Raw genomic sequence first — 24526 nt, forward strand, 5'->3', positions numbered from 1 at the left:
TCATGCCGTCCATGTCGGAGATCATCGCGGAGCGCACGGGCCTCGGCGACGCCGATCATGCCTGGCTGAAGGCCGTGGTCGCGGAGTGGCAGCTGCTGGCCGACCTCTCCTTCTCCGATCTGGTGCTCTGGGTGCCCGACACGGACGAGAACGTGTTCTGGGCGGCCGCCCAGATCCGGCCCACCACCGGACCGACCGCGCTGATCGACGACGTCATCGGCGACCTGATCGCCTATTCGCCCGAGCACCTGGTCTCCGAGGCGTACCTGAGCGGCGAGATGACCCGGACCAGCGAGGGCAAGCTGCAGGCCGGCATCCCGGTCGACGTGCACGCGCTGCCGATCCGGCGCGGCGACCGGGTGATCGCGGTGATCGAGCAGCACACCAGCCAGCTCGGCGTCCGGGCCCCGAGCTCGCTGGAGCAGTCCTACCTGAAGACCGCCGACGACCTGGCCCGGATGATCGCCGAGGGCGGCTTCCCGATCCCGGACGAGGGCGACGACGCGCTCGGCCCGCGCGTGGGCGACGGGTTCATCCGGATCGACACCGAGGGCACCGTCGAGTACGCGAGCCCGAACGCCCTGAGCGCGTACCGGCGGTTCGGGCTGATCGGCGACCTCGAGGACGAGAACCTGGCCGAGCTGACCGCCGACCTGGTCCCGGTCCCGGATCGTCCGGTCGACGACTCGCTGCGGTCGGTGCTGTCCGGCCGCAGCGCCCGCCGGGCCGAGGCGGTCGCCGGTGACGCCCACATGTTGCTCCGGGCGATGCCGCTGACCCGCGGCAAGGAGCGGCTCGGCGCGATGGTGCTCTGCCGCGACGTCAGTGACCTGCGCCGGCGGGAGCGCGAACTGGTGACGAAGAACGCCACCATCCGCGAGATCCACCACCGGGTGAAGAACAACCTGCAGACCGTGGCGGCGCTGCTCCGGATGCAGGCCCGCCGGATCAACGCGCCGGAGGCCAAGGCGGCGCTCGGCGAGGCGATGTCGCGCGTGGAATCGATTGCGATCGTGCACGAGGCGCTGTCGCAGACGTTCGACGAGTCGGTCGACTTCGACCGGGTGGTGGACGGGGTGCTCAAGCTCGTCGGCGACGTCGCATCCCCGGACGGCACCGCGGTGGCCACCCGGGAGGGTTCGTTCGGGGTGATGACCGCGACGATGGCGACCAGCCTGTCGATGGTGATCACCGAGCTGTGCCAGAACGCCGTCGAACACGGGCTGGCCGGCCGGTCCGGCGTCGTGATCGTCCGGCCGACCCGGCGGCCCGCGAGCAAGAACGCCGGGGGAGAGCTTCAGATCGAGATCCTGGACGGCGGTGTCGGCCTGCCGGAGGGGTTCGACTGGCGTTCCTCGCGGAGCCTCGGCCTGTCCATCGTCAACACCCTGGTGGCCGAGTTGCGCGGGACGCTGGACCTGGGCTCGAATCCCGACGGTACGGGCACCCGCGCCTGCGTGGTCGTACCGCTGGATCAACCGGCCCGCTAGCCCCTATCACTGGCTGGGAAAGCAAAAGCGCCGGCATCGAGCCGGCGCTGTGTGCCTTGGGGCGGTCGGTCTCAGGCGGTACGGATCCGAGCCCGAGCCGCGCGACGCTTGAGCGCACGACGTTCGTCCTCGCTCAGGCCGCCCCACACTCCGTGGTCCTGTCCGGCCTCGAGGGCCCACTGCAGGCAAGCGTCCTTCACGTCGCAACGCCGGCACACCTGCTTGGCCTCCTCGATCTGCAACAGGGCAGGTCCCGTGTTGCCGATCGGGAAGAACAGCTCCGGATCCTCGTCCAGACAAGCCGCCTTGTGGCGCCAGTCCATGGCGTCCTCTCCTTACCAGGGGTCCTGCTGGACCCGCACGTCTCATTTGATTTGGGCCGGCGGTCCACGCGAAACCGTGCCGATCGTTCAGCCCGACGTCAAGACTTTCAACTTCGAAGCATCTTTACAAGGGTTTCCCCGCGTTGGCTGCCTCACATTTCACGCACGTTACAGCCGGGGAACCGGACGCTTCCCGCCGCAGCGCCTCGGAGATATGACTGTAGGGGAACACCCAGTCTAGGTAAACCCCCAAAACGCCGTAGGCCGTAGAGTTTTCCGGTGCTCGCTCACTGGTTCACCCGGGATCGCCTGACGCTCGTGGTCGCTGCGGGGCTGATCGGCGTCGAGGCGCTGGGCGCCGCGGCCTTCGCCGTCTTCGAAGCAACCCAGATCAGATTCGACCGCGTGGTCGTCGGAGCGGGCACCGCGGTGCTGCTGTTGGGGTACGCGGCTCTGCTCGGCGCCGCGGCACGCGGCGTGTTCCTCGGCCGGCGCTGGTCCCGAGGGCCGGCGGTGGCCACCCAGCTGCTGCACCTGCCGGTCGCCTGGAGCTTCCTCGGCGGGCCGACCGACTGGGTCTGCTACCTGCTGGCCGGGCTGTCGCTGGTGGCGCTGGTCTGCCTGCTGGTCCCGCCGTCGACCCGGCACTTCCTCGCCGAAGATCCGCAGCCGCCGGCCGCCTGACCGGGAGCGCGCTCAGGATTCGAGGATCTGGGACAGCGCCGCGTCGTGCGCCGCCTCCGCCTCGGCCTGTTGCTTGACCCGGCTCAGGAAGGTCCTGGTGCGTTCCTGGGTGGGCTGCAGCAGCACCTGCTCGGGCGTACCCTCCTCGACCACGACGCCGCCGTCCATGAAGACCACCCGGTCCGAGACCTCGCGGGCGAAGCCCATCTCGTGCGTGACCACGATCATGGTCGTGCCGTCCTTGGCCAGGTCGCGCATCACGGCGAGCACCTCGCCGACCAGCTCCGGGTCGAGCGCGGACGTCGGCTCGTCGAACAGCATCAGCTCCGGCTGCATGGCCAGCGCCCGGGCGATGGCGACGCGCTGCTGCTGGCCGCCGGAGAGCTGGGCCGGGTAGTAGCCGGCCCGGTCGCCCAGCCCGACCCGGTCCAGCAGGTCCATCGCGGCCTTCCGGGCCGTCGCCTTCGGCATCCGCTTCACCTGGACCGGCGCCTCGGTGATGTTCTCCAGTGCGGTCTTGTGCGGGAACAGGTTGAACCGCTGGAAGACCATGCCGATCCGGGACCGCTGCCGGGCGATGTCGCGGTCCTTGCGGACGTAGAGCCGGCCGTTGCGCTCCTCGACGCCGATCAGCTCGCCGCCGACCCAGATCCGGCCCCCGGTCAGGGTCTCCATCTGGTTGATCAGGCGCAGGAACGTGGTCTTGCCCGACCCGCTCGGGCCGAGCAGACAGACCACCTCGCCGGGGTCGACGGTGAGGTCGACGCCCTGCAGGACGACGTTGTTGCCGAAGGCCTTGGTGACGTTGACGGCCTCGACCAGATGCCCGGTCCCGTTCTGCCCGGTCCCGTTCTGTTCGGTCACAGTCCGCCTCCCGCCATCCCGGCCGCGGGCCGCGGCGCCGAGGACGTACCGAAGCCGCGGCCGAACCGCTTCTCCAGGTACGACTGGCCGATCATCAGCACACTGGTCGTGACCAGGTAGTAGAGCGTGGCGGCGACCAGCACCGGAAAGGTCTGGTACGTCCTGGTGCCGATCGCCTGCAACTGGAAGAACAGCTCGGTGCCGACCGGGATGGCCAGCAGCAGCGAGGTGTCCTTGAGCATGGCGATCGTCTCGTTGCCGGTCGGCGGCACGATCACCCGCATCGCCTGCGGCAGGACGATCCGGCGCATCGCCTTGGCCCGGCTCATGCCCAGGGCCTGGGCGGCCTCGAGCTGGCCGCGGTCGACGCTGAGGATGCCGGCCCGGGCGATCTCGGCCATGTACGCGGCCTCGGAGGCGGCCATGCCGATCACGCCGCCGAACAGTCCGACGAAGAGCACGTTCGCGTCCAGCGTGACGAACCGCCAGCTGCCCTCCAGGCCGAGCCAGTCGATGATCAGCCAGTCGAACGGCACACCGAGCGAAAGCCCTTGCTGGAAAAGGATTCCGAGCGCTCCCATGATCGTCAGCAGGACGTAGCGGGGGATCGCGCGGAAGAACCAGGTGTAGGCCCAGGACACCGCCTTGAGCACCGGGTTGTCGGACAGCCGCATCACGGCCAGCAGCACGCCGAGCGCGATCCCGATGATCATGGCCAGCACCGTGACCAGGATGGTGCCCTTCCAGAATCCCTCGATGACAGGGTTCTGGTTCATCGCCTCGAACACGAACGGCCAGTTGAATGCCGGGTTCGTGATCACCATGTGCAGGAACATCGCCACCAGGACGGCGATCACGGCGATCGCCACCCAGCGCCACGGATGCCGGACCGGTACGGCCTTGATCAGGCCGGGCCGGTCCGCGGACGTCTTCGCCTCGGCCGGGGTCGCGGTCATGTCGGGGCCCCCGCGAAGTTGTTCGGGGGAGCGCAGCGGAGGAGAAGAACTTCGCGGGGTGACTTCATGATCGGCTCCCGCTCAGGGGTTGACGGCGAAGTCGTCGATGGCGCCGCCCTCGACACCCCAGGTGCTCAGCGCCGCCTCGTACTGGCCGCTCTCCTTGAGCTGCTTGAGCGCCTCGACGATCGCCTCGCCGAACTCGGCCTGGTCCTTCGGCAGAACGTAGCCGTAGGGCGCCGACTCGTACACGTCGCCGAGCGGGTCGAGCTTGCCGGCCGCCTGCTTCACCGCGTACGCCGTCACCGGCGAATCGGCCAGCATCGCCTCGGCGCGACCGGTCACGACGGCGTTGGTGGCCTGGTCCTGACCCTTGAAGGACAGGATGTTGATCTTGTTGCCACCGCACTTGGCCTGACGGGCGGGCAGATCGTCGGTCTCCTGGACCGTGCCGGTCTGCACCGCGACCGTCCGGCCGCACGGGTTGTTCAGGTCGAAGCCCTTCGGGTTGCCGGCCAGGGTCGCCCACTGGGTGCCGGCCGAGAAGTAGCTGACCATCGTGACCTGCTTCTTGCGCTCGTCGTTGATCGTGAAGGACGAGATGCCGATGTCGTACTTCTTGCCCTGGACACCGGTGATGATCGAGGTGAAGTCGGCGGGCTGCCAGTCGGTCTTCAGGCCGAGCTTCGCGGCCACCGCGTTGAACAGGTCGACGTCCATGCCCTGGATCGTCTTGCCGTCGGCGGCCAGGAACTCGTTCGGGGCATAGCTGGCGTCGGTGCCGATGACGATCTTGCCGGCGGACTTGATCTTCTCCGGGACCTTCTCGGCCAGCGCCGGATCGGCGGCGATCTCGGACGACGACTGCGAGGGCGGTTGTCCTTCGACCGGCGGCTGGTCCAGTGAGCTCGATCCGCAGGCTGTGGCGGCCAGCATCGCCAGCGATGCGGCCACGACGAGCAACTTTCCTCGGGTCAACACGAGATGTCCTTTCGCTTGTCCCGGTTTGTCCTTGAGAATCACTCGCGGACCGGGGTGTTCCGCATCCTGCCACGCCGACCGGAGTTCCGTGGCCAGGCACTGCGAGTGGAATGTAATCGCAACACCGTGGCCGGCGCGGCTGCGGCGGTCAGGTCAGGCGACGGGCGCCGGCCGAGGGGACACCCACGAAATGCTCCGGAGCGGCGTAGCCGGCGTCGGCGAACGCGGCCCCGATCCGCTCGGCCACGGCGTCGGAGGTGCCCTCCGGGACCAGCGCGATGATGCAGCCGCCGAAGCCGCCGCCGGTCATCCGGGCACCCAGCGCGCCGGCCTTCCGGGCGGTCTCGACCGCCAGGTCGACGGTGGGCACGGTGATCTCGAAGTCGTCGCGCATCGACACGTGCCCGGCGTCGAGGATCGGCCCGAGGTCGGCCAGCCGGCCCTGGTCCAGGACCGCGACGGCCTCCAGCACCCGGGCGTCCTCGGTCACCACATGCCGGACCCGGCGGCGCAGCAGGTCGTCGTCCAACCGGGACAGGGCCTGGTCGAGATCGGTCACGTCCCGCAGGGCCGGCACGCCGAGCAGCCGCGCCGCCTCCTCGCAGCTGGCCCGGCGCTCCGCGTACTCGCCGTCGACATGGGCGTGCGGTGTGTTGGTGTTGAGGACCAGGATCTCCAGCGAAGGATCGGCCAGTGGCACCTGGCGTACGGCATGGTCGCGGCAGTCGAAGAACAGGGCGTGGTCGGCGACGCACAGGGTCGAGGCGGCCTGGTCCATCAGCCCGGTCGGCGCGCCGACGAACTCGTTCTCGGCCTTGCGGGCCAGGATCGCCCGCTGCAGCGGCTCGATCTCGAGGTCGTTCAGGTCGGCCAGCGCGGTCAGCATCGCGCACTCCAGCGCGGCCGACGAGGACAGCCCGGAGCCGAGCGGGACGTCGGACCCGAGCGTGAGATCGGTGCCGGTCACCCGGTGGCCGGCCTCGCGGAGCGCCCAGACGACGCCGGCCAGGTAGGCCTGCCAGCCCTTCATCCCCGGCTGCAGGTCGGCGGCCTCGAACACGGCGGTGTCACCGGTGTTGATCGAGGTGACCGACCAGGTGTCGTCGGTCCGCGGACGGGCCGCGATCGTGACGTGCTGGTCCAGCGCGAACGGCATCACATAGCCATCGTTGTAGTCGGTGTGTTCGCCGATCAGATTGACCCGTCCCGGCGCCACCCAGACCCCGGCGGGTTCGGCGGAGTAACCGGTCCGGAAGGCGTTGACCACAGCTTCGTCGCGTTGCTCGAGCACGGGACGCAACCTTACAAGTCCCGGGCCGGCCGGGCCGGAGTGACCTCGTCCGGCGGCTACGCTGGCGCCGCGCGCCCGGCCAGGACGGCGGGTGGCGCCGGCGGCGGCCACCGTGCTTCGGGGACGCCGGACCGACCACCACTGACCTCGGGGGAGAAGCCGGTGATCGCGGAGCAGACGGCAGTCTCAGTGCTGCCATGGCAGGCACAGTCAGGGACCGGAGCGGTGGTCGGACGGCTGTGGCTCTCCGGCGGAACGGCCTTGGCCGGGGTGCCGATCCTGGCCCGGAACCCGGCGACCGGTGAACGGGTGACCGGCGCGACGACGGATCCGACCGGCTGGTTCGGTGTCGCGGATCTTCGGCCCGGCCTCTGGCTGATCGAGGCCGACCTCCCGAAGGAGGTCGTCGGCAAGCGCCAGGACGCGGTGGAGGTGACCGAGGACGGGGTCGTCGAAGCCTCGCTCTCGCCGCTGCTCCAGCGGCGCTGAGCCGGCGTCGGGCCCCAGCGGCCCGGAACTACGCTGAGGGGATGCTCGCCGCCTACGCCGCCCAGCTCGATCCGGCCGACCCGCTCGCGGCACTCCGCGTCGATGAGCTCGAGCCGCCGGCGCCGCCAGCCGGCTGGGTCCCGGTGGACGTACGGGCCGCGGCGCTGAATCACCACGACGTCTGGTCGTTGCGCGGGGTCGGGCTGCCGGCCGAGCGGCTGCCGATGATCTTGGGCTGCGACGCCGCCGGGACGACCGAGGACGGCCGCGAAGTGATCGTGCACGCGGTGATCAGGGATCCGGCGTTCACCGGTCCCGACGAGACCCTCGACCCGCGGCGGTCGCTGCTCTCCGAACGGCACCAGGGCACGCTGGCGGAGCGGGTCTGGGTGCCGGCGGCGAACCTGATCGACAAGCCGGCCGAGCTGACCTTTGCCGAGGCGGCGTGCCTCCCGACGGCCTGGCTGACGGCGTACCGGATGCTGTTCACCAGCTCGGGGCTGCGGCCGGGGGAGACCGTGCTGGTGCAGGGCGCGGGCGGTGGAGTGGCGACGGCGTTGATCATGCTCGGCCGGCACGCCGGGTTGCGGGTCTGGGTCACCTCGCGCGATCCCGAGCGCGGCGAGCGGGCGGTGGCGCTTGGTGCCGACCGCGCTTTTCCTTCCGGAGAACGGCTTCCGGAACGTGTGGATGCGGTGATGGAGACCGTCGGAGCGGCCACCTGGTCGCATTCGATCAACGCGCTGCGGCCGGGTGGCACCGTGGTGATCTGCGGTACCACCTCGGGCGCCGAGCCGGAGTCGGCGGAGTTGACCAAGATCTTCTTCCGGCCGCTGCGGGTGCAGGGATCGACCATGGGCACCCTGGCTGAACTGCGCCGGCTGACCGCGATGCTGGTGGCCACCGGCCTCCGGCCGCCGATCGACCGGGTCCTCCCGCTCCGCGAGGCGAGGGAAGGATTCGCGGCCATGGTCGACGGAGCCGTGTTCGGCAAGATCGTGATCGAGCCCTGACCCGGACGTCAACTCCGCCCGGTGGCAGCCTCGGCGAAATGCCGTCGCATCGACCGGGGCAGCCAGAGCAGGGCGAGTACGGCGAGCTGGAGCAGGCCGGTCGCGATGATCACCGGGGCGAACTCGGGCACCGCACTCCAGGACGCGAGGCTGCCCACGGTGGCCATGATCAGGACCACCGTGAACAGTCGGCGGGCCCAGAGCCGCGGTCGGCGGATCATGATCGCGAGCCAGACCTCGAGCCCGAGGAACCCGGCGTGCACCACGGCGATGAAGAGGATCACCGCCGCCCGCGCCGTACCGAGTTCGCTCGGGCCGAGGCCGGGCCGCTCGCGCAGCACGTACCGCTCGAGTTGGCCGCGGTCGACGAGCAGGACGACCGGCAGCGCGGCATAGAGCAGCGCCAGCAGGGCGACGCCGATGCCGATCCACCGCAGTTCCCGGACCGCGATCACTCCTCGCCGGCGGACTCGGCTGCCGGGACCGAGCCCAGGACGATCTTGGTCCCGTACGGGGCCGTCTGGACCATCCGCAGCATCGCCAGGGCCGGGTGATCGTCGAGCAGCTTCGCGCCGTTCGCCATCGACCGGAGCGCGGCGGTCTCGGCCCGCGCCGCCTCCAGCTGAGCCTGCGCCCGCTGCCGGGTGGTGATCACCTCGGCGTACGCGGTGCGCAGCTCGGCCGGGACGACCACGTCCTTGATCACCACGTCGGCGACGGCGATGCCGAGCGGCTGCCCGGCCGCGACCGCGCCGGCGGTGAGAGCGTCGGTGATCCCGGCGCGGGCCGTACCGAGCAGGTCGGCGACCTCGACGCCGGCCAACTGCTCGCGCAGCGCGACCTGGACGGCGAGGTAGACGAACGAGAACGGCTCGTTCGCCGCCTGCAGGTAGGCCGCGGCGTCGTCGACCGCCCAGCGGACCGTCGCGCTGACCTTGACCGAGACGCCGTCGGAGGTGAGCACCTCCTGCGGCGCGGTCTGGGTCAGCCGCTGCCGTACGTCGACCGGCACGTAGCGGGACCGCCGGGTGCGCCGGTACCGTCCCGGCTCGAGAACGCCGACCAGCCGCCCGTCGCGGTAGTGGACGACGCGCTGATCCGGTTCAACCGTGATCATGAACATGGGTGTCACCTCCCGGGTGCCTGCTGTTGATCTTCGTCGTGTCGTGGGGCCTCGGCGGTGCCGGCGGGGCGGGGCGGCCGGCTGCGGGGACGGCACCGGTCCGGCTTTCGCCGGCGAAGGGGCTCGCGCCCGACCCGGTCCGCCCGCAGAGCAGCCGTCCGCCTGGTCCGCCGCGCCGACACCTGTGGAGGAGTCGAACCTCAGCATTTTGAGTGCTGTACCAGGAAAGTGCTCGGGTACGACACGCGGAATCTTGATCGGCACACCGATCCGTCACCGCTGATCCGAGCCGCCGATCACTGTACGGCCTCGCCCGGTCTCGAGCGAGCGCATTTAGGTTGGTGTCCATGACGGACATCCGGTTGGCCGGTGCGGGGGAGATCGCCGCCCTGGTCGACTGCCACCTCGCCTGCTGGCAGGAGGCCTACCGGGACCACGCCTCCAGGGCGTACCTCGCGGACGTGGCGCGCGGCCGGCTGGCCCGGATCGCGTACTGGACGACCAAGATCGACAGCGGCAACGCCCCGTGGCTGGCCGTCGACGACGGCGAGGTGATCGGGCTCGCCGACGCGGTTCCGACCGAGGACAGCGACCTGCAACCCGGTCTCGAGCTGTTCATGATCTACGTCCGGGCCGCCCACTGGGGCACCGGCGTCGGTCACCGCCTGCTGGAGGCCGCGATCGGCGACAGCCCCGCCTCGCTCTGGGTCCTCGACGGCAACGAACGCGCAGTCGGCTTCTACCGCAGGCACGGTTTCCGCCCCGACGGCGCCGAGAAGCTGCACGCCGGCTTCCAGCGCCCGATCATCCGGATGATCCGGGCGGGCTCATGATCGAGATCCGCGGAGCCCGCGCGCTGCCAGGCCCGCCGCATGCGGGAGGGGCTACGGATCCGGTGAACGTCGAGGCGTCGGGCCCGGACGACCGGTGACCTGCCGCGACGCGGCGGCGATGATCGCGAGCGACCTGCTCGCTCTCGACGGGAAAACGGAGCGAACGCGCGCGCCCGCCCGACCAGCTACGCCGGCCTCCACTACCCCTCCGCAGAATCACATCGACGGGACAGTTTGACCTCGATCTGGCGCCTGATCGAGGTCAAAGTGTCCACTCGACGGGTGGAGGGGACGTGGGGAGGCGTCCGGAACAGGAGCGAGAAAACACCGACCGGCGGCCCAGGGGAGGGCGGCCGGTCGGTGCTTCGACGATCTCGGGTCAGTGCGAGGTGCTCAGGGCCGCCTCGAAGAGGGCCTTCTGCTGCACGTCGTGCTCCTTCGCCGACCCGACGGACGGGGCGGAGGAGGCGGGGCGGGCGACCGAGGTGAGCCGGACCGGGCGGTCCGGGGTGGCCTCGGCGATCGCGCCCGGGAGGTTCATCGCCATGTAGAACCAGGCGCCCTGGTTCTCCGGCTCCTCCTGCACCCAGCGAACATCGTTCGCGTTCGGGTAGCCGGCCAGCGCTCGGGCGACCTCGTCGCCCGGCAGCGGGTAGAACCGCTCGACCGACACCACGGCGATCGAATCCGTCAGTCCGCGCTTGTCCCGCTCGGCCATCAGCTCCCAGCGCAGCCGGCCGGAGCACAGCAGCACCGTACGGACGCTCGCCGCGTCACTGATCGACGGATCGGAGAGCACCGGCTGGAACGTGCCGCTGGTGAAGTCGGCCGGGTCCGAGGTGGCCGACTTCATCCGGAGCATCCGCTTCGGGGTGAACACGACCAGCGGACGGTGCCGTTCGCTGAGCGCCTGCTGCCGGAGCAGATGGAAGTAGCTTGCCGGCGACGACGGGTAGGAGACGGTGATCGCGTCCTCGGCGGCCAGCTGCAGGTAGCGCTCGATCCGGGCCGACGAGTGGTCCGGGCCCTGACCCTCGTAGCCGTGCGGCAGCAGCAGCACCACGCCGGACTTCTGGGTCCACTTGGCCTGGCCGGAGGTGATGAACTCGTCGATGATCGTCTGTGCGCCGTTGGCGAAGTCGCCGAACTGGGCCTCCCAGAGGACCAGCGCCTCGGGCCGGGCCACCGAGTAGCCGTACTCGAAGCCCATCGACGCGTACTCGCTGAGCAGCGAGTCGAAGACGGCGAACTTTCCTTGATCATCATCGAGGTTGCGCAGCGGCACCCAGGACTCGCCGGTCTTGCGGTCGATCACCGCGGCGAACCGCTGCACGAACGTGCCACGCCGGGTGTCCTGCCCGGTCAGCCGGACCGGCCGGCCCTCCAGCAGCAGCGAGCCGAGGGCCAGGATCTCGCCGGTGGCCCAGTCGATCGGACCCTGGGTGATCGCGGCCGCGCGGCGCTGCAACTGCGGCAGCACCTTGGGATGCACGGTGAAGCCATCCGGCACGTTGGTGTGCGCGTCGGCGATCTTCTTCAGCGTCTCCAGGGTGACCGCGGTGCCGTGCTTGGCCGCCGACTTGTTCGGGTACACCGGCACCCGGCGGTACGGCTCGTCGTGCGGCGCCTCGGCTCCGGCGTTGCGGACCTCGGCGAACACGCTCTCCAGCCGCTCCTGGAACCGGGTCATCACCTGCTCGGCGTCCTCGACGGAGATGTCGCCGCGGCCGATCAGGGCCTCGGTGTACAGCTTCCGCACCGAACGCTTCTTCTCGATCAGGTCGTACATCTTCGGCTGCGTGAAGCTCGGGTCGTCGCCCTCGTTGTGGCCGCGGCGCCGGTAGCAGATCAGGTCGATCACGACGTCCTTGTTGAACGCCTGCCGGAACTCGAACGCGAGCCGGGCGACCCGGATGCACGCCTCGGGATCGTCGCCGTTCACGTGGAAGATCGGCGCCTGGATCATCCGGGCCACGTCGGTGCAGTACATCGACGAGCGGGACTCGGTCGGCGAGGTGGTGAAGCCGACCTGGTTGTTCACGATGATGTGGATCGTGCCGCCGGTCCGGTAGCCGCGCAGCTGGGACAGGTTCAGTGTCTCGGCCACTACGCCCTGGCCGGCGAACGCCGCGTCGCCGTGCAGCAGCACCGGCAGCACCGGGAACTCGCTGCCGCGGTCCAGGATGTCCTGCTTGGCCCGCGCAATCCCTTCCAGGACAGGGTTCACGGCCTCCAGGTGGGACGGGTTCGCGGCGACCGAGGTCTTGATCTTGGCCCCGCTCAGCGCGGTGAACTCGCCCTCGGCGCCCAGGTGGTACTTCACGTCGCCGGAGCCCTGCACGGTCCGCGGGTCGATGTTGCCCTCGAACTCGCGGAAGATCTGTGCGTACGACTTCCCGACCACGTTGGCCAGCACGTTGAGCCGGCCGCGGTGCGGCATGCCGACGCAGACCTCGACCAGGCCGCTGTTCGCCGCCTGCTCGCAGACCTCGTCCAGCAGCGCGATCGTGGACTCGCCGCCCTCGAGGCTGAACCGCTTCTGCCCGACGAACTTCGTCTGCAGGAACGTCTCGAAGATCTCGGCCTCGTTGAGCTTGTCCAGGATCCGCAGGTGCTCCTCGCGGGGCAGCGACTCGTGCGGCCGCTCCACCCGCTCCTGGATCCAGCGCCGCTGGGACGGCTCCTGGATGTGCATGTACTCGATGCCGATGGTGCGGCAGTACGCGTCGCGGAGGATGCCGAGGATCTTGCGCATCTTCATCCGGCTCTGCCCGCCGCCGAACGACCCGGTGGCGAACTCGCGGTCCAGGTCCCACAGGGTCAGGTCGTGGCTCTGGACATCAAGATCATGATGCGATCGCAGCCGGTACTCCAGCGGGTCGGTGTCGGCCATCAGGTGGCCGCGTACCCGGTAGGCGTTGATCATCTCCAGGATCCGGGCCTGCTTGGAGACCTGGTCCTCGTGGGCCGCGCTGATGTCGTTGGCCCACCGGATCGGCGCGTACGGGATCCGCAACGACCGGAAGATGTCGTCGTAGAAGTCGTCCTCACCGAGCAGCAGCGCGTGCATCCGGCCCAGGAACTCACCCGACTGGGCGCCCTGGATGACCCGGTGGTCGTACGTCGAGGTCAGCGTCATGACCTTCGACACGGCGTTCTCGTTGAGCCGCTCCGGATCCGCGCCCTGGAACTCCGGCGGGTAGTCCATCGACCCGACGCCGATGATCGCGCCCTGACCCCGCATCAGCCGCGGCACCGAGTTGTTGGTGCCGAGGGTGCCCGGGTTGGTCAGCGTGATCGTGGTGCCGGCGAAGTCGTCCAGGGTCAGCGAGTTGGACCGCGCCTTCTTGACGACCTCCTCGTAGGCCGCCCAGAACTGGGCGAAGTCGAGGTTCTCGCAGTTCTTGATGCTCGGCACCAGCAGCTGCCGAGTACCGTCCGGCTTCGGCATGTCGATGGCCAGGCCGAGGTTGACGTGGGCCGGGACGATCAGGGTCGGCTTGCCGTCGACCTCGTCGTAGGCGTTGTTCATCGACGGCAGGCTCTGCAGGGCACGGACGATCGCGTACCCGATCAGATGGGTGTACGAGACCTTGCCGCCGCGGGCCCGGCGCAGGTGGTTGTTGATCACCACGCGCTGGTCGATCAGCAGCTTCACCGGCAGCGAGCGGACGCTGGTCGCGGTCGGCACGGACAGCGACAGGTCCATGTTCTTCGCGGTCCGGGCCGGCGCACCGCGCAGGGTGGTCCGGGTCGGCTCGGTCGCGGCCACGTCGGGCCGGTTGGACGGGTTCGGCGGATCCGCCGGCAGACCGCCCTGGCTGCCCGGCTTGCTCGGCCGGGCTTCCTTGGTCTGGTTCGGCGGCTCGACCTGGGCCGCCCGGGCCCGGGGTGCCGCCGCGGCCGGCTGGGCCGCCGGGGCGGGAGTCGCCGGCACCGTCGGCACGGCGGGCGCGTTGTTCACCGGCGCCGACGGCGCGGGGCTGGTGTCAGCCCGGCGCGGGGCCGGCTGCTGCGGAGCGGCCTGCTGGGGCTGGTGCCCGTTCGACCGCGACGCGAAATACTCTTTCCAACTCGGGGCGACCGAATTCGGATCCTCGCGATACTGCTCGTACATCTCCTCCAGCAGCCATTCGTTGGCTCCCACGTCTTCTGCCGGGGCCTCGACGTCGAGGTCGGCTGACTGGCTGCGGCTGGAGCCGCCCGCAGCGGGCGATCCGGTGGATGATTGGTCTGGCCTGGTGGCCACTGTCGCCTTCTTCCGTTGCAAACTGTCCCGCGGCCATCGTCTACCGCGGTGTCGTCCCTAAGGCTACCCAAGAATATGGACCAGGGAGACGGGTGGTACGCACGTGTTGCGCGGCGGGCCGGGAGCGGCTCTCCGGAGCCTTCAGACGGACCGGTCGCGGGCCGACGCGAGCAGCCGTCCGTGCAGGTCTCGATCGCCCCGGAGCTCGGCCGGTACGGCGAGCCAGGCCGCTCCGACGACCCCAGGTCCGGCCTCGTGCAGCGGGTTCGGGTGGCGCTCGGCCAGCAGGGCCCGCAGCCGGCTCCCGACCGGCGTCGGCCGCCCGGCCCGGTTCGGCTGCAGCACCGACCCGGCCAGCACGATCGGCAGCTCCGGTCCCGGCTCGAGCCGGCCCAGGGTCGCGGCCAGCACCTCGGCGGCCCGGTCGGCGATCCGGGCGGCCACCGGGTCGGCGTCGGCGAGCTCGGCGACCAGCGTCGCGTACTCCGACAGTTCCCGCGGCGGCCGGGCGTAGCCGGACTGGATCAGCTCCGCGGCCCCGCACCCGCCGCCCGGGCCGGGTTCGATCTGGGTCCGGACCCGGTCCAGGATCGCCTCGCCCAGCGGGCCGAGGGCGCGGCCGGCCTCGAGATCGGCCAGCGTCGCCCGGACCGCCTCCCGGCCGAGCCAGAACCCGGAACCGTCGTCGCCGAGCAGCCAGCCCCAGCCGTCCCGCCGCTCGTCCAGGACGCCGGACCGGATGATGCCCGCCATCGCTCCGGTCCCGGCGATCAGCACGCAGCCGTCCGGCTCGGGGGAGCCGGAGGCGTACGCGACGGCCAGGTCGGTCACGACGCCGATCGGCGGCCGGTCGGGCAGCAGCGGGTCCAGCGACGAGCGGGCGAAGCCCTCGGGGTCGGCGATCCCGGAGATCCCGGCCAGGCCGATCACGACGCCGGCGACGGCCGGCGGGCTGCCGGGTTCGGCGGCGGCCGCCAGGGCGGCGCCGGTCACCCGTCGGATCTCCGCGCTCGCCGGGTCCGGCCCGACGGCGTTCGGGTTGGCCGGCCCGCCCGTCTCGACGGCCAGGAACCGGCCGGTCAGGTCGGCCACCCCGACCCTGCTGGACGTTCCGCCGATGTCGGCGCCGATGATCACCGCGGTCACGGTCGAATCCTTGCCGACCGGACTGCGCCGGAAGTCACCGGGGTGCTCCGGTGCGTCGCCGTGACCGTAAGGATGCGCTCGGGTAACTTCCAGCCCGGATCACGAGAATCTCTGCGGTGAGTGTGCTTAGGTAGCGGAAATACCCGTCTGAGAGCCGGACGACAGGGGAAACAGCCATGGCCGACAGCGGCAATCAGGTCGCGGTGCAAGCGGACGGCAACGCGGCCGTCGCGCGCGCCGGCCGGCCTGCTGTCGATCCGGTCGGGCGGGCCCGGCAGCGCCGGCTGAAGCTCGTGCAGAAGTACGTCTTCGTCGGCTCGTTCCTGATCCTGCCCATGATCATCTTCCTGATCTTCGTCGTGTCGCCGTACGTGCAGGCGTTCTACCTGGCGCTGACCGACTGGACCGGCTACTCGCCGGCGTTCGAGTTCGTCGGGCTGCAGAACTTCGCCGCCCTGTTCGGGCTCGGCGACTTCAATCCGGACCGGGTGTTCTGGGCCGGCCTGCGGAACAACCTGATCCTGCTGCTGGTGGTCCCGTTCATCTCGATCGCCATCGCCCTGTTCTTCGCGTCCATGCTCAACCTGTCCGGCAGTACCAAGGCCGGCCAGCTGCGCGGCGTCACCGGCGCCTCCTTCTACCGGGTGCTGTTCTTCGTTCCGCAGGTCGTCTCCGTGGCGGCGTTGGCGATCATGTTCCAGCAGGTCTTCCACCCGGGCGGCCTGCTCAACTCGCTGCTCCGGCTGATCGGCGTCCCGAACCCGCCGTCCTGGCTGGCCGATCCGAACACGGCGCTGCTGACCGTGATCATCGTCATGGTCTGGATGAACGTCGGCTTCTACATGGTCTACTTCTCGGCCGCGATGTCCGGCATCCCGCGGGAGCTGCTCGAGGCCGCCGCGATCGACAAGGCCAGCCGGGTGCAGACCTTCCTGCGGATCACGCTGCCGCTGCTGCGGTCGTCCATCGTGACCGCCTACATCTATCTCGGCGTGCTCTGCCTGGACGCGTTCGCGATCGTCCAACTGATGACGATCGGTCCGGGCGGGCCGAACGAGACGACGACCGTGATGGCGTTGTCGATCTACAAGAGCTTCAAGGAGCAGGGCCAGTTCGGGTACGCGACGGCCCAGGGCGTGGTGCTGTTCCTGATCACGATGGTGCTGGCGGCGCTCACCCTGCGGGTGACCCGGCGAGAGCAGGGTGAACTGTGACCACACAGGTGACGCAGTTGCGGACCGAGACCGCCCCCAAGATCAAGGGCGAGCGCGGCCTGACCGCGGTGACCCAGGTGATCCTGATCATCTGGTCGGTGATCATCGGGCTGCCGATCATCTGGGTGCTGATGTCGTCGGTGAAGACCGACGCCGAGATCTTCGTGGACTCCTGGCGGCCGCCGGCGGCGCTGCAGTTCGAGAACTACGTCCGGGCCTGGAACGAGGCCCAGTTCGGCAGCTACTTCCTCAACTCGCTGATCGTCGTCGGCCTGTCGACCGTGATCGTCATGGTGCTCGGCGCGATGGTCTCCTACGTGCTGGCCCGCTATCAGTTCGTCGGCCGGCGGGCGCTCAACCTCACCTTCATCGGGGCGATGGCGCTGCCGATCTTCCTGGCCGTGATCCCGCTGTTCGGGGTGATGAAGCAGCTCGGCACGAGCATGCAGGCCTCCGGGCTGCCGTTCGGGTTGCTCGGCACCTATCACGGCCTGATCGCGGTCTACGTGGCGTACGCGATGCCGTTCACGGTCTTCTTCCTGACCGGCTTCTTCAGCAGCCTGCCCAGCGAACTGAGCGAGGCGGCCTTCATCGACGGCTGCGGGCACTTCAGGACGTACTTCTTCGTCATGCTGCCGCTGGCCCGGCCGGGCATCGTCAGCATCACGATCTTCAACGCGGTGGGGCTGTGGAACCAGTACCTGCTGCCGCTCTTCCTCAACAACGACAATCCCGGCCTGTACGTGGTGACCCAGGGACTGGCCAAGCTCGCGGGGGATTCGCAGTACGGATCGGACTTCTCCGGTCTGTTCGCCGGTCTGGTGATCAGCATGGCGCCGGTGCTGATCCTGTACGTGATCTTCCAGAAGCAGATCCAGGCCGGAATGACGGCCGGCGCGCTCAAGTAACTTTCTCCGACACCGAAGGGAACCGTTCATGGCTCCGGAGTTCGACAAGCAGATCCCGCCGATCACCCGGCGGTCGTTGATCAAGACCGCCGCGGCGGGAGCGGCACTCGCCGGCACCGGCGGCCTGAGCGCGTGTGTGGCCAGCGGCGGCGCGCCCACGCCCGGGTCCTCCTCGTCGGCGGGCGAGCAGACCGCGGACAACCCGCTCGGCGCGGACAAGAAGGCACCGCTGGAGGTGGTGATCTTCAACGGCGGGTACGGAGACCAGTACGGCAAGGAGCACGTCGCGCTCTACAACACCTGGGCCGGCGGCGAGGTCGGCAAGATGTCGTCGACGGTCAAGATCGCCAGCACGCTGCAGTCCCGGTTCGCCGGCGGCACCCCGCCGGAGGTGATCGACAACTCCGGCGCCGACGCGATGCCGACCGCGACGCTGGTGGCGGACAACCAGCTGGCCGACCTGACGCCGCTGCTGGATGCGCCGTCGGTGGACGACCCGAACACGAAGATCCGCGACCTGCTGATGCCGGCGGCGATCGTCTCCGGCTCCTACGACGGCGTGATGCGCCAGCTGCCGTACGTCTTCGCGATGTGGGGGTTCTGGTACAGCGGACCGCTGTTCGCGGAGAAGGGCTGGGAACCGGCCAAGACCTGGGACGACTTCCTGGCGCTCTGCGACAAGATCAAGTCCACCGGGCTGGCCCCGTTCATCCACACCGGCGTGCACACGCAGTACATGGACACGATCCTCGACACGATGGCGATCAAGCACGGCGGGATCGACATCATGCTCAACATCGACAACCTGCGGCCGAACGCGTTCGACAACGAGTCGGTGCTGGCGGCGGCGAAGGCGGTCCGGCAGCTGCACGACGAGGGCTACATCATGGAGGGCTCCGAGGGCCTCGACCACACGACCTCGCAGGCGCAGTGGCTGCAGGGCCGGGCCGCGATCATCCCGTGCGGCTCGTGGCTGGAGAACGAGATGCGCAAGCAGGTCAAGCCCGGCTTCGACATGGTGGTGCAGCCGGTGCCGTCGCTGACCGCGAGCGACAAGCTGCCGTACGAATCGTTGAACGGCGGTCCGGGTGAGCCGTTCATCGTCGCCGAGAACGCCAAGAACAAGCTCGGCGGCATGCAGTACCTGCGGCTGATGCTGAGCAAGGAGGCCGGGGCCAAGTTCGCCGAGCTGACCGGGTCGCTGATCGCGACCAAGACCGCGCCGGAGAACCTGACCAACCCGACCACCGCGCTGAAGTCGGTGGCCGAGGCGACCAAGGCGGCCGGCGAGAACATCTTCAGCCTCAACTTCGCCGGCTGGTACGCGCCGATGAACGACGCCCGCAAGCGCGAGATGGCGAACCTGATCAACGGCCGGTCGACGCCCGATCAGTACTGCGCCGCGATGCAGAAGGCGGCCGACGAGGTGGCTCAGGACCCGAAGATCAAGAAGTTCACCCGGGAGGCCTGACCGGAGCGGGAGCGAGGGCGATCCAGGCCTGGCGGCAGACCGCCACGGTGAAGGCCAGGATCGCCACGTTCCGGACCGCCAGGACGACCGTGCCGGCGATCAGGCCGGAGGACACCTGCGGGTCCAGCAGGCCCTGGTAGTACAGCACCGGGTAGATCAGATGGGTCAGCACGGCGAGCACCAGCACGGAGATGCCCAGTCGGTTCAGCAGGGACCGGTCGCCGCGGTGGAGCACGCCCAGCGCGGCCACCGGGCCGCCGAGCCAGAGCAGGTACTGCGGGCTGAACGTCTTGTTGGTGATGATCATCAGCGCGACGATGGCGGTGAGCAGCAGGCCGATGCCGAGGAGGCTCGGTTCGGAGGCGCGGTAGGCGCGGACACACAGGGCCACGATCACCGCGAGACCGGCCACGGTGGCCAGGTTGCTGATCACGACCATGATCTCGTTGCCGGGTCCGTACACCTCGAAGGCCTGGTACGGCGACATGTCGATGACCCACGTCGTCGGGTCGCCGATCCGCGCCAGCATCAGCGGCGTGGCCCAGACGGACTCGATCTGCAGGCCGCGGCCGGACTGCCAGGCCAGCGGTGAGATCAGCCGCTGCCAGCCACCCGCGATCAGGCTGATCAGGGCGAGCCCGAACCCGGCCGCGGCGAAGCCGATCAGAGCCGGCCGACGGCCCGCCTTCGGCGCGGCGAGGGCCGCGATCAGCAGCGCCGGCCAGAGCTTGATCGCGGCGCCGATCCCGGTCAGCACGCCGCTCAGCGCGGGCACCCGGCGCAGCGCCAGCAGCGCGCCGCCGGCCAGGACGGCCGGGATCAGGTCGAACCGCAGGTACGCCAGCGGGCCGACGCAGACGATGAAGATCAACCAGAAGTAGACCGCCCGGCCGGGCCGGTCGCCACCCGCCCGCCAGAGCGCGATGGTGAACGCCGCGTCGATGATGATCATGAAGCCGACGTACCCGGCGATGTAGCCGGACTGGTCGCCGCCGGAGAGCAGGTAGGGGATCGAGAGGATCCAGGTCACCGGCGTCGGGTATTCCAGGAAGGTCTGGTCCAGCCCGACCCGGCCCAGGTTGGCGATCTTGCCGAAGTAGTAGCCGACGTCGCCGGTGGCGATGTACTCGGCGCTCAGCCAGACCCCGAGCACCAGGAGCCGGCTGCCCAGCCAGAACGCCGCCAGTCCGATCGACGGGAGGCGGTCGATCAGGTGCCGCGGGGCCGGCCGGGTTGCGGGTGCTGGTTCGGGCACGGCGTGGGGACTCCTGCTGGCTCGAGAACGGACCCGCCGACGGCGGTACGGACGGCGGCGAATCTACCAGGGGCTCCGACGCGTCACCGGATCTTCGCGGTGTGGTCACGGGAAGGTGGGCCGGCCGTTCGCTGGCAAATGTCAACGTCAAGTCATGATCAAGGGTCGCTTTTCCACCATGACAGCCCTGCTCGGGGGGACCCTCCTCACTCTGGCGCTGGCCGCCGTTCCGGCCACCGCCCGCCCACCGGCGCTGCCGCTCGGCGACGCCGATCTGCCGGAGACCCGGTCGACCTCCACGCTCGCGCCGGGCGTCACGCTCACCACGATCGTCCGCGGCGACCAGCCGGCCGATCCGGCCGAGATCCTGACCACGACCAGGGGTCCGTGGCGCGTCTTCGTGCTCACCATCGATCCGCGCAAGGCCACCGGCGGGATCCGCGCCGTCAAGGGCCCGGACCTGGCCGGGGTCGAGACCACGTCGCAGTTGACGGCCGACGCCGGTGCGCTGGCCGGGGTGAACGCGAGCTTCTTCACCTTCACCGCCTCGCAGCAATATCCGGGCGACCCGGTCGGCCTGGGCGTCTACGACGGCCGCCTGCTCAGCGAGCCGACCACCGACCCGGCCGAGGTCTCGGTGCTGTTCGACCGGGACGGCTTGCGCCCGTCGTACGGGCCGTTCAGTTGGTCCGGCCACGTCCAGGGCCGTGATCTGCGGGTCGGCCTGGAGTTCATCAACCATCCGCCGGTGCTGCCCGCCGGCTGCGAGACGATGACCGACCAGGCGGCCTGTCCGACCGATGGCGACACCGTGCTGTTCACGCCCGAGTTCGCGGCCGCCACGCCCGCCGGACCCGGCACTGAGGTCGTCCTGGATTCGCGCGGCTGCGTGAAGCGCCGGGCCGACCAGCGCGGCACCGCCCTGGCCAAGGGCGAACGGTCCCTGCAGGGCACCGGTTCCGACGTCGTCGCCGTGCGCCGGCTGAAGGGCTGTGTCGAGATCGAGAGCACCCTGCGCGACCAGGCCGGCCGCGAGGTCAGGCTCGGCCGGGACAGCCAGGCAGTCAACGGCCGCTACCAGTTGCTCCGCGACGGCGAGAACGTCCTGCCGCCGATCGACAACAGCTTCTTCGCCCGCAACCCGCGCACCTTCATCGGCACCAAGCCGACCGGCGAGTTGGTGATCGGCGTGATCGACGGCCGGCAGACCACCAGCGTCGGCACCACCCTGCCGGAGACCGCGGCCGTCGCGAAGTCCCTCGGCCTCCGCGACGCGATCAACCTCGACGGCGGCGGCTCGTCCACCATGGTCGCCAAGGGCGGCTTGATCAACAAGCCCTCCGGCAGCGCCGAGCGCAAGGTCGGCGACGCCCTCGTCTACACCCCCTGACCAAGATCCGCCGACCGGTCACAAAAGCAGGCAGAACCGCTGCTTTGGTGACCGGTCGGCGGCATTTTCAGTGGGCGAGGCGGCGGGGGAAGAGCCAGCGGCCCCAGAGGTAGCCGGCGATCAGGATGGCCAGGCACCAACCGAGGGCCCACCACGGCTGCGTGCCCAGCGGGGTGTCCATCAGCAGGCCGCGGATGGTCTCGTTGATCGGGGTCAGCGGCTGGTGCTCGGCGAACGCGCGGAGCCAGGCCGGCATCGTCTCGACCGGGACGAACGCGCTGGAGACGTACGGCAGGAAGAGCAGGCCGAAGCCGTAGCCGCTGGCGGCGCCGGAGCTGCGGGCGAGCAGGCCGAGGACGGCGAAGATCCAGGTGATCGCGAGGATGTAGAGGGCGATCATGCCGAAGGCGGCGAGCCAGCCGAGCGGGCCGGCGGCGGGCCGGAAGCCGATCAGCAGACCGACGACGAAGACGACCCCGGTCGCCACCAGATTGCGCAGCAGGCTGGCGATCGCGTGGCCGGTGATCACCGCGGAGGCGCGCAGCGGCATGGTCCGGAACCGGTTGATGATGCCCTCGGTCATGTCGGTGTTCACGCTGACCGCGGTACTGCTGGCCCCGAAGCCGGCGCAGGTCAGGATGATCCCCGGCACCACGTAGTTGATGTAGTCGCCGCCGGTCTCGATCGCGCCGCCGAAGACGTACGTGAAGACCAACATCAACATCACCGGCAGGGCGATCGCCATCAGCAGGGCGTCCACCTCGCGCAGCGAGTGCTTCACGCTGCGGCCGATGAAGGCCAGGTTCGTCGTCAGCGGGGAGGGCACCGCGCGCGGCGCCGGTACGGTCAGGGTGGTCATCGGACGAGCTCCCGTCGGTTCTGGTCGGCCGTCGCGTCCCCGGTGAGGGCCAGGAACACGTCGTCCATGGTGGGTTTGCGGAGGGTGATCTGGGCGTCCGGGTACGCCGAGCGGTCCAGCCCGGCCAGGACCGACTGCAGGCCGTCGATCGTGCCGTCGGTCTGGTGCTCGGCGAGCAGCCGGCCGGCGGTGTCGCGCAGCTCGACCAACTCGGTGCCGACCTGGGCCTTCAACTCGGCGGCCGATCCCTGGGCGACCACCTGGCCGTTGTTGATCACCGCGATCCGGTCGGCCAGCTGATCGGCCTCCTCGAGGTACTGCGTGGTCAGGAAGATCGTCGTCCCGGCCGCGAGCAGACCGCGGATGGCCTGCCAGAGCGCCTGCCGGCTGCGGGTGTCCAGGCCGGTGGTCGGCTCGTCGAGGAACAGCACCGGCGGCGTGACGATCAAGCTGATGGCCAGGTCCAGCCGCCGGCGCATGCCGCCGGAGTAGGTCTTCACCCGGCGGCTGCCGGCATCGACGAGATCGAAGTCGGCCAGCAGCTCGGCACTGCGGCGGCGGGCGTCCGCCGGACCGAGCCCGGACAGCCGGCCCATCAGCTGCAGGTTCTCGGTGCCGGTGAGGAACTCGTCGACCGCGGCGTACTGCCCGGTCAGGCTGATCGAACGGCGGACCAGGTCGGCCTCGGCGACGACGTCGTGGCCGAGGATCGTCGCCCGGCCGCGGTCCGGCGGGATCAGGGTGCTGAGGATGTTGATCAAGGTCGTCTTGCCGGCGCCGTTCGGGCCGAGCAGGGCGAAGATCGTCCCGGTCGGGACGCTGAGGTCGATCCCGGCGAGGACCGTGGTCTTCCCGTACGACTTCGCGAGACCGGAGATCTCGACGGCGGGTGTCATCGCGGCTCCTAACTGTGTATTGGATACGCAGCGTATCACGTAAACAGTATGCGCTACACACAGAACTGTCGCGGGGCACTATCCTGGCCCGATGAGCGACCCGGTGGAGCAGGAACTGCCGCGTGCCGTGGCGATGGCCTGGGGGATCGCGGCCAATCCGCAGCGCGGCCCGAAGCGGGAGTTGAGCCACGAGCTGATCGTCGAGGCCGCGATGGGCATCGCCGACGCCGAAGGACTCGGAGCCGTGACGATGAGCCGGGTCGCGTCGTCGCTGGGGTTCACGACGATGTCGCTCTACCGCTACGTCACCAGCAAGGACGACCTGCTGGTCCTGATGGCCGATGCGGCCAGCGAGATCTCGTACCCGGAGGACGGTTGGGGTGACGACTGGCGCGCGAACATGTGGGACTGGGCGGCGCTGCTGCGCGGCTGCTACCGCGATCACACCTGGCTGCTGGAGATCAACCGCACCCCATCGCTGCTGATGACGCCGAACAACATGGCGGTTGTCGATCTTGGTCTGCGCGCGCTCCGGCCGGCCCGGCTGGAGCTGCCGGAGAAGATCGCGTTGATCATGGTCGTCAGCATGTACGTGCGCAGCTTCTGCGAGCTGGAGCAGGAGGTCGCCGACGAACAGATCGACCTGGCCCGGGACGCCTGGGCCGCCGAGGCACAGGCCGGGGCGCTCCGGGAGTTGGTCACGGCTGATCGTTTCCCGGACCTCTATCCGATGGTGGTGACCGGCGAATACTTCGGCACCTCCGAGTCCCAGCTCGAGGACGCCGACTTCCGGTTCGGTCTGGACCGGCTGCTGGACGGGTTCGAGCGCTACCTGGAACGGGTCGGGGACCGGATGGCGCCGGACGCGCCGGCCGCTCCGGAGCCACCCGAGATCGGCGAGTTCGCCCGCGACGAGGTGCGCCGCGACAAGGCGGTCCGGGCTGCGGCGGCGAAACGCCGCGAGGCCGAGGCGAAGCGGCGCGACGCCGACCTCAAGGTGCGCGAGGCGGTCCAGCGGGAGCGCGAGGCGATCGCGAAGGCCGTCGAACGGGCCGCCAAGATCAAACCGGCCTGAGAACTGTCCTAGTCGA

Annotated in this window: 22 protein-coding genes; 10 read left to right on the forward strand and 12 right to left on the reverse strand. The window is 69.9% G+C overall.

Annotation, left to right across the window (positions count from 1 at the left end):
- The first annotated feature begins 2 nt into the window (after positions 1 to 2).
- Positions 3 to 1490 carry a sensor histidine kinase gene (locus tag AC6CCG_RS25185; protein ID WP_496657509.1) on the forward strand — a complete coding sequence of 496 codons (1488 nt, stop codon included), beginning with the start codon at positions 3 to 5 and terminating at the stop codon, positions 1488 to 1490.
- Positions 1491 to 1561: 71 nt separating this feature from the next.
- Here the strand turns inward: AC6CCG_RS25185 and AC6CCG_RS25190 are convergent, their stop codons facing one another.
- The gene (locus AC6CCG_RS25190) at positions 1562 to 1813 is read right to left on the reverse strand and encodes a WhiB family transcriptional regulator (RefSeq protein WP_179757867.1); all 252 of its coding nucleotides are present in this window, start codon (positions 1811 to 1813) and stop codon (positions 1562 to 1564) included.
- A gap of 279 nt (positions 1814 to 2092) precedes the next feature.
- Between AC6CCG_RS25190 and AC6CCG_RS25195 the strand changes: the two genes are divergently transcribed.
- Positions 2093 to 2497, forward strand: a complete 405-nt coding sequence (locus tag AC6CCG_RS25195; RefSeq protein WP_496657510.1) for a hypothetical protein — start codon at positions 2093 to 2095, stop codon at positions 2495 to 2497.
- Between the two features lie 12 nt (positions 2498 to 2509).
- Here the strand turns inward: AC6CCG_RS25195 and AC6CCG_RS25200 are convergent, their stop codons facing one another.
- From AC6CCG_RS25200 to galK, 4 genes are all read right to left on the reverse strand, one after another.
- Positions 2510 to 3319 carry an amino acid ABC transporter ATP-binding protein gene (locus tag AC6CCG_RS25200; protein WP_496657719.1) on the reverse strand — a complete coding sequence of 270 codons (810 nt, stop codon included), beginning with the start codon at positions 3317 to 3319 and terminating at the stop codon, positions 2510 to 2512.
- A gap of 38 nt (positions 3320 to 3357) precedes the next feature.
- Complete coding sequence (locus AC6CCG_RS25205) at positions 3358 to 4317, reverse strand: amino acid ABC transporter permease (RefSeq protein WP_496657511.1); 960 nt, start codon at positions 4315 to 4317, stop codon at positions 3358 to 3360.
- Positions 4318 to 4398: 81 nt separating this feature from the next.
- Positions 4399 to 5298 (reverse strand): ABC transporter substrate-binding protein, encoded by a 900-nt coding sequence (locus AC6CCG_RS25210; protein ID WP_496657512.1) that lies wholly within the window; start codon positions 5296 to 5298, stop codon positions 4399 to 4401.
- Positions 5299 to 5446: 148 nt separating this feature from the next.
- Positions 5447 to 6589, reverse strand: coding sequence for a galactokinase (galK, locus tag AC6CCG_RS25215; protein ID WP_496657513.1), 1143 nt, complete (start codon positions 6587 to 6589; stop codon positions 5447 to 5449).
- A gap of 225 nt (positions 6590 to 6814) precedes the next feature.
- Here galK and AC6CCG_RS25220 point away from each other — a divergent pair, with 225 nt between their 5' ends.
- Entirely contained in the window at positions 6815 to 7078 is a 264-nt protein-coding gene (locus AC6CCG_RS25220) for a peptidase associated/transthyretin-like domain-containing protein (protein ID WP_496657514.1), read from the forward strand.
- 41 nt (positions 7079 to 7119) lie between these two features.
- The gene (locus AC6CCG_RS25225) at positions 7120 to 8091 is read left to right on the forward strand and encodes a zinc-binding dehydrogenase (RefSeq protein WP_496657515.1); all 972 of its coding nucleotides are present in this window, start codon (positions 7120 to 7122) and stop codon (positions 8089 to 8091) included.
- Positions 8092 to 8099: 8 nt separating this feature from the next.
- On the opposite strand, the gene AC6CCG_RS25230 is transcribed toward AC6CCG_RS25225, so the two are convergent.
- Positions 8100 to 8546 (reverse strand): hypothetical protein, encoded by a 447-nt coding sequence (locus AC6CCG_RS25230; RefSeq protein WP_496657516.1) that lies wholly within the window; start codon positions 8544 to 8546, stop codon positions 8100 to 8102.
- Positions 8543 to 9208, reverse strand: coding sequence for a slipin family protein (locus AC6CCG_RS25235; protein ID WP_496657517.1), 666 nt, complete (start codon positions 9206 to 9208; stop codon positions 8543 to 8545). Before AC6CCG_RS25235 ends, AC6CCG_RS25230 begins: the two co-directional genes overlap by 4 nt.
- A 353-nt stretch (positions 9209 to 9561) precedes the next feature.
- On the opposite strand from AC6CCG_RS25235, the gene AC6CCG_RS25240 reads away from it, so the two are divergent.
- Entirely contained in the window at positions 9562 to 10047 is a 486-nt protein-coding gene (locus tag AC6CCG_RS25240) for a GNAT family N-acetyltransferase (RefSeq protein WP_496657518.1), read from the forward strand.
- A 379-nt stretch (positions 10048 to 10426) separates the two neighbouring features.
- Here the strand turns inward: AC6CCG_RS25240 and AC6CCG_RS25245 are convergent, their stop codons facing one another.
- Positions 10427 to 14164, reverse strand: a complete 3738-nt coding sequence (locus AC6CCG_RS25245; RefSeq protein ID WP_496657720.1) for a multifunctional oxoglutarate decarboxylase/oxoglutarate dehydrogenase thiamine pyrophosphate-binding subunit/dihydrolipoyllysine-residue succinyltransferase subunit — start codon at positions 14162 to 14164, stop codon at positions 10427 to 10429.
- A 273-nt stretch (positions 14165 to 14437) separates the two neighbouring features.
- On the reverse strand, positions 14438 to 15442 hold the full coding sequence (locus tag AC6CCG_RS25250; RefSeq protein WP_496657519.1) for an N-acetylglucosamine kinase: 1005 nt from the start codon (positions 15440 to 15442) through the stop codon (positions 14438 to 14440).
- A gap of 176 nt (positions 15443 to 15618) precedes the next feature.
- Here AC6CCG_RS25250 and AC6CCG_RS25255 point away from each other — a divergent pair, with 176 nt between their 5' ends.
- Genes AC6CCG_RS25255 through ngcE form a run of 3 tightly spaced genes read left to right on the forward strand, consistent with a single transcriptional unit; the run spans position 15619 to position 19035 of the window.
- On the forward strand, positions 15619 to 16656 hold the full coding sequence (locus AC6CCG_RS25255) for a carbohydrate ABC transporter permease (protein ID WP_496657520.1): 1038 nt from the start codon (positions 15619 to 15621) through the stop codon (positions 16654 to 16656).
- Positions 16653 to 17564 (forward strand): carbohydrate ABC transporter permease, encoded by a 912-nt coding sequence (locus tag AC6CCG_RS25260; RefSeq protein ID WP_496657521.1) that lies wholly within the window; start codon positions 16653 to 16655, stop codon positions 17562 to 17564. Before AC6CCG_RS25255 ends, AC6CCG_RS25260 begins: the two co-directional genes overlap by 4 nt.
- Before the next feature lie 28 nt (positions 17565 to 17592).
- Positions 17593 to 19035, forward strand: coding sequence for an N-acetylglucosamine/diacetylchitobiose ABC transporter substrate-binding protein (gene ngcE, locus AC6CCG_RS25265; RefSeq protein WP_496657522.1), 1443 nt, complete (start codon positions 17593 to 17595; stop codon positions 19033 to 19035).
- Here ngcE and AC6CCG_RS25270 read toward each other — a convergent pair.
- Positions 19019 to 20290 (reverse strand): glycosyltransferase 87 family protein, encoded by a 1272-nt coding sequence (locus AC6CCG_RS25270; protein ID WP_496657523.1) that lies wholly within the window; start codon positions 20288 to 20290, stop codon positions 19019 to 19021. The two genes, ngcE and AC6CCG_RS25270, sit on opposite strands and share 17 nt — an antisense overlap.
- Positions 20291 to 20444: 154 nt before the next feature.
- On the opposite strand from AC6CCG_RS25270, the gene AC6CCG_RS25275 reads away from it, so the two are divergent.
- Positions 20445 to 21680 (forward strand): phosphodiester glycosidase family protein, encoded by a 1236-nt coding sequence (locus tag AC6CCG_RS25275; protein WP_496657524.1) that lies wholly within the window; start codon positions 20445 to 20447, stop codon positions 21678 to 21680.
- A 67-nt stretch (positions 21681 to 21747) separates the two neighbouring features.
- Here AC6CCG_RS25275 and AC6CCG_RS25280 read toward each other — a convergent pair whose 3' ends face one another.
- On the reverse strand, positions 21748 to 22539 hold the full coding sequence (locus AC6CCG_RS25280; RefSeq protein ID WP_496657525.1) for an ABC transporter permease: 792 nt from the start codon (positions 22537 to 22539) through the stop codon (positions 21748 to 21750).
- Positions 22536 to 23435, reverse strand: coding sequence for an ATP-binding cassette domain-containing protein (locus AC6CCG_RS25285; RefSeq protein ID WP_496657526.1), 900 nt, complete (start codon positions 23433 to 23435; stop codon positions 22536 to 22538). Before AC6CCG_RS25285 ends, AC6CCG_RS25280 begins: the two co-directional genes overlap by 4 nt.
- Before the next feature lie 91 nt (positions 23436 to 23526).
- On the opposite strand from AC6CCG_RS25285, the gene AC6CCG_RS25290 reads away from it, so the two are divergent.
- Complete coding sequence (locus AC6CCG_RS25290) at positions 23527 to 24510, forward strand: TetR/AcrR family transcriptional regulator (protein WP_496657527.1); 984 nt, start codon at positions 23527 to 23529, stop codon at positions 24508 to 24510.
- Positions 24511 to 24526: the final 16 nt, after the last annotated feature.

This window comes from Microlunatus sp. YIM B11417, from assembly GCF_059617205.1.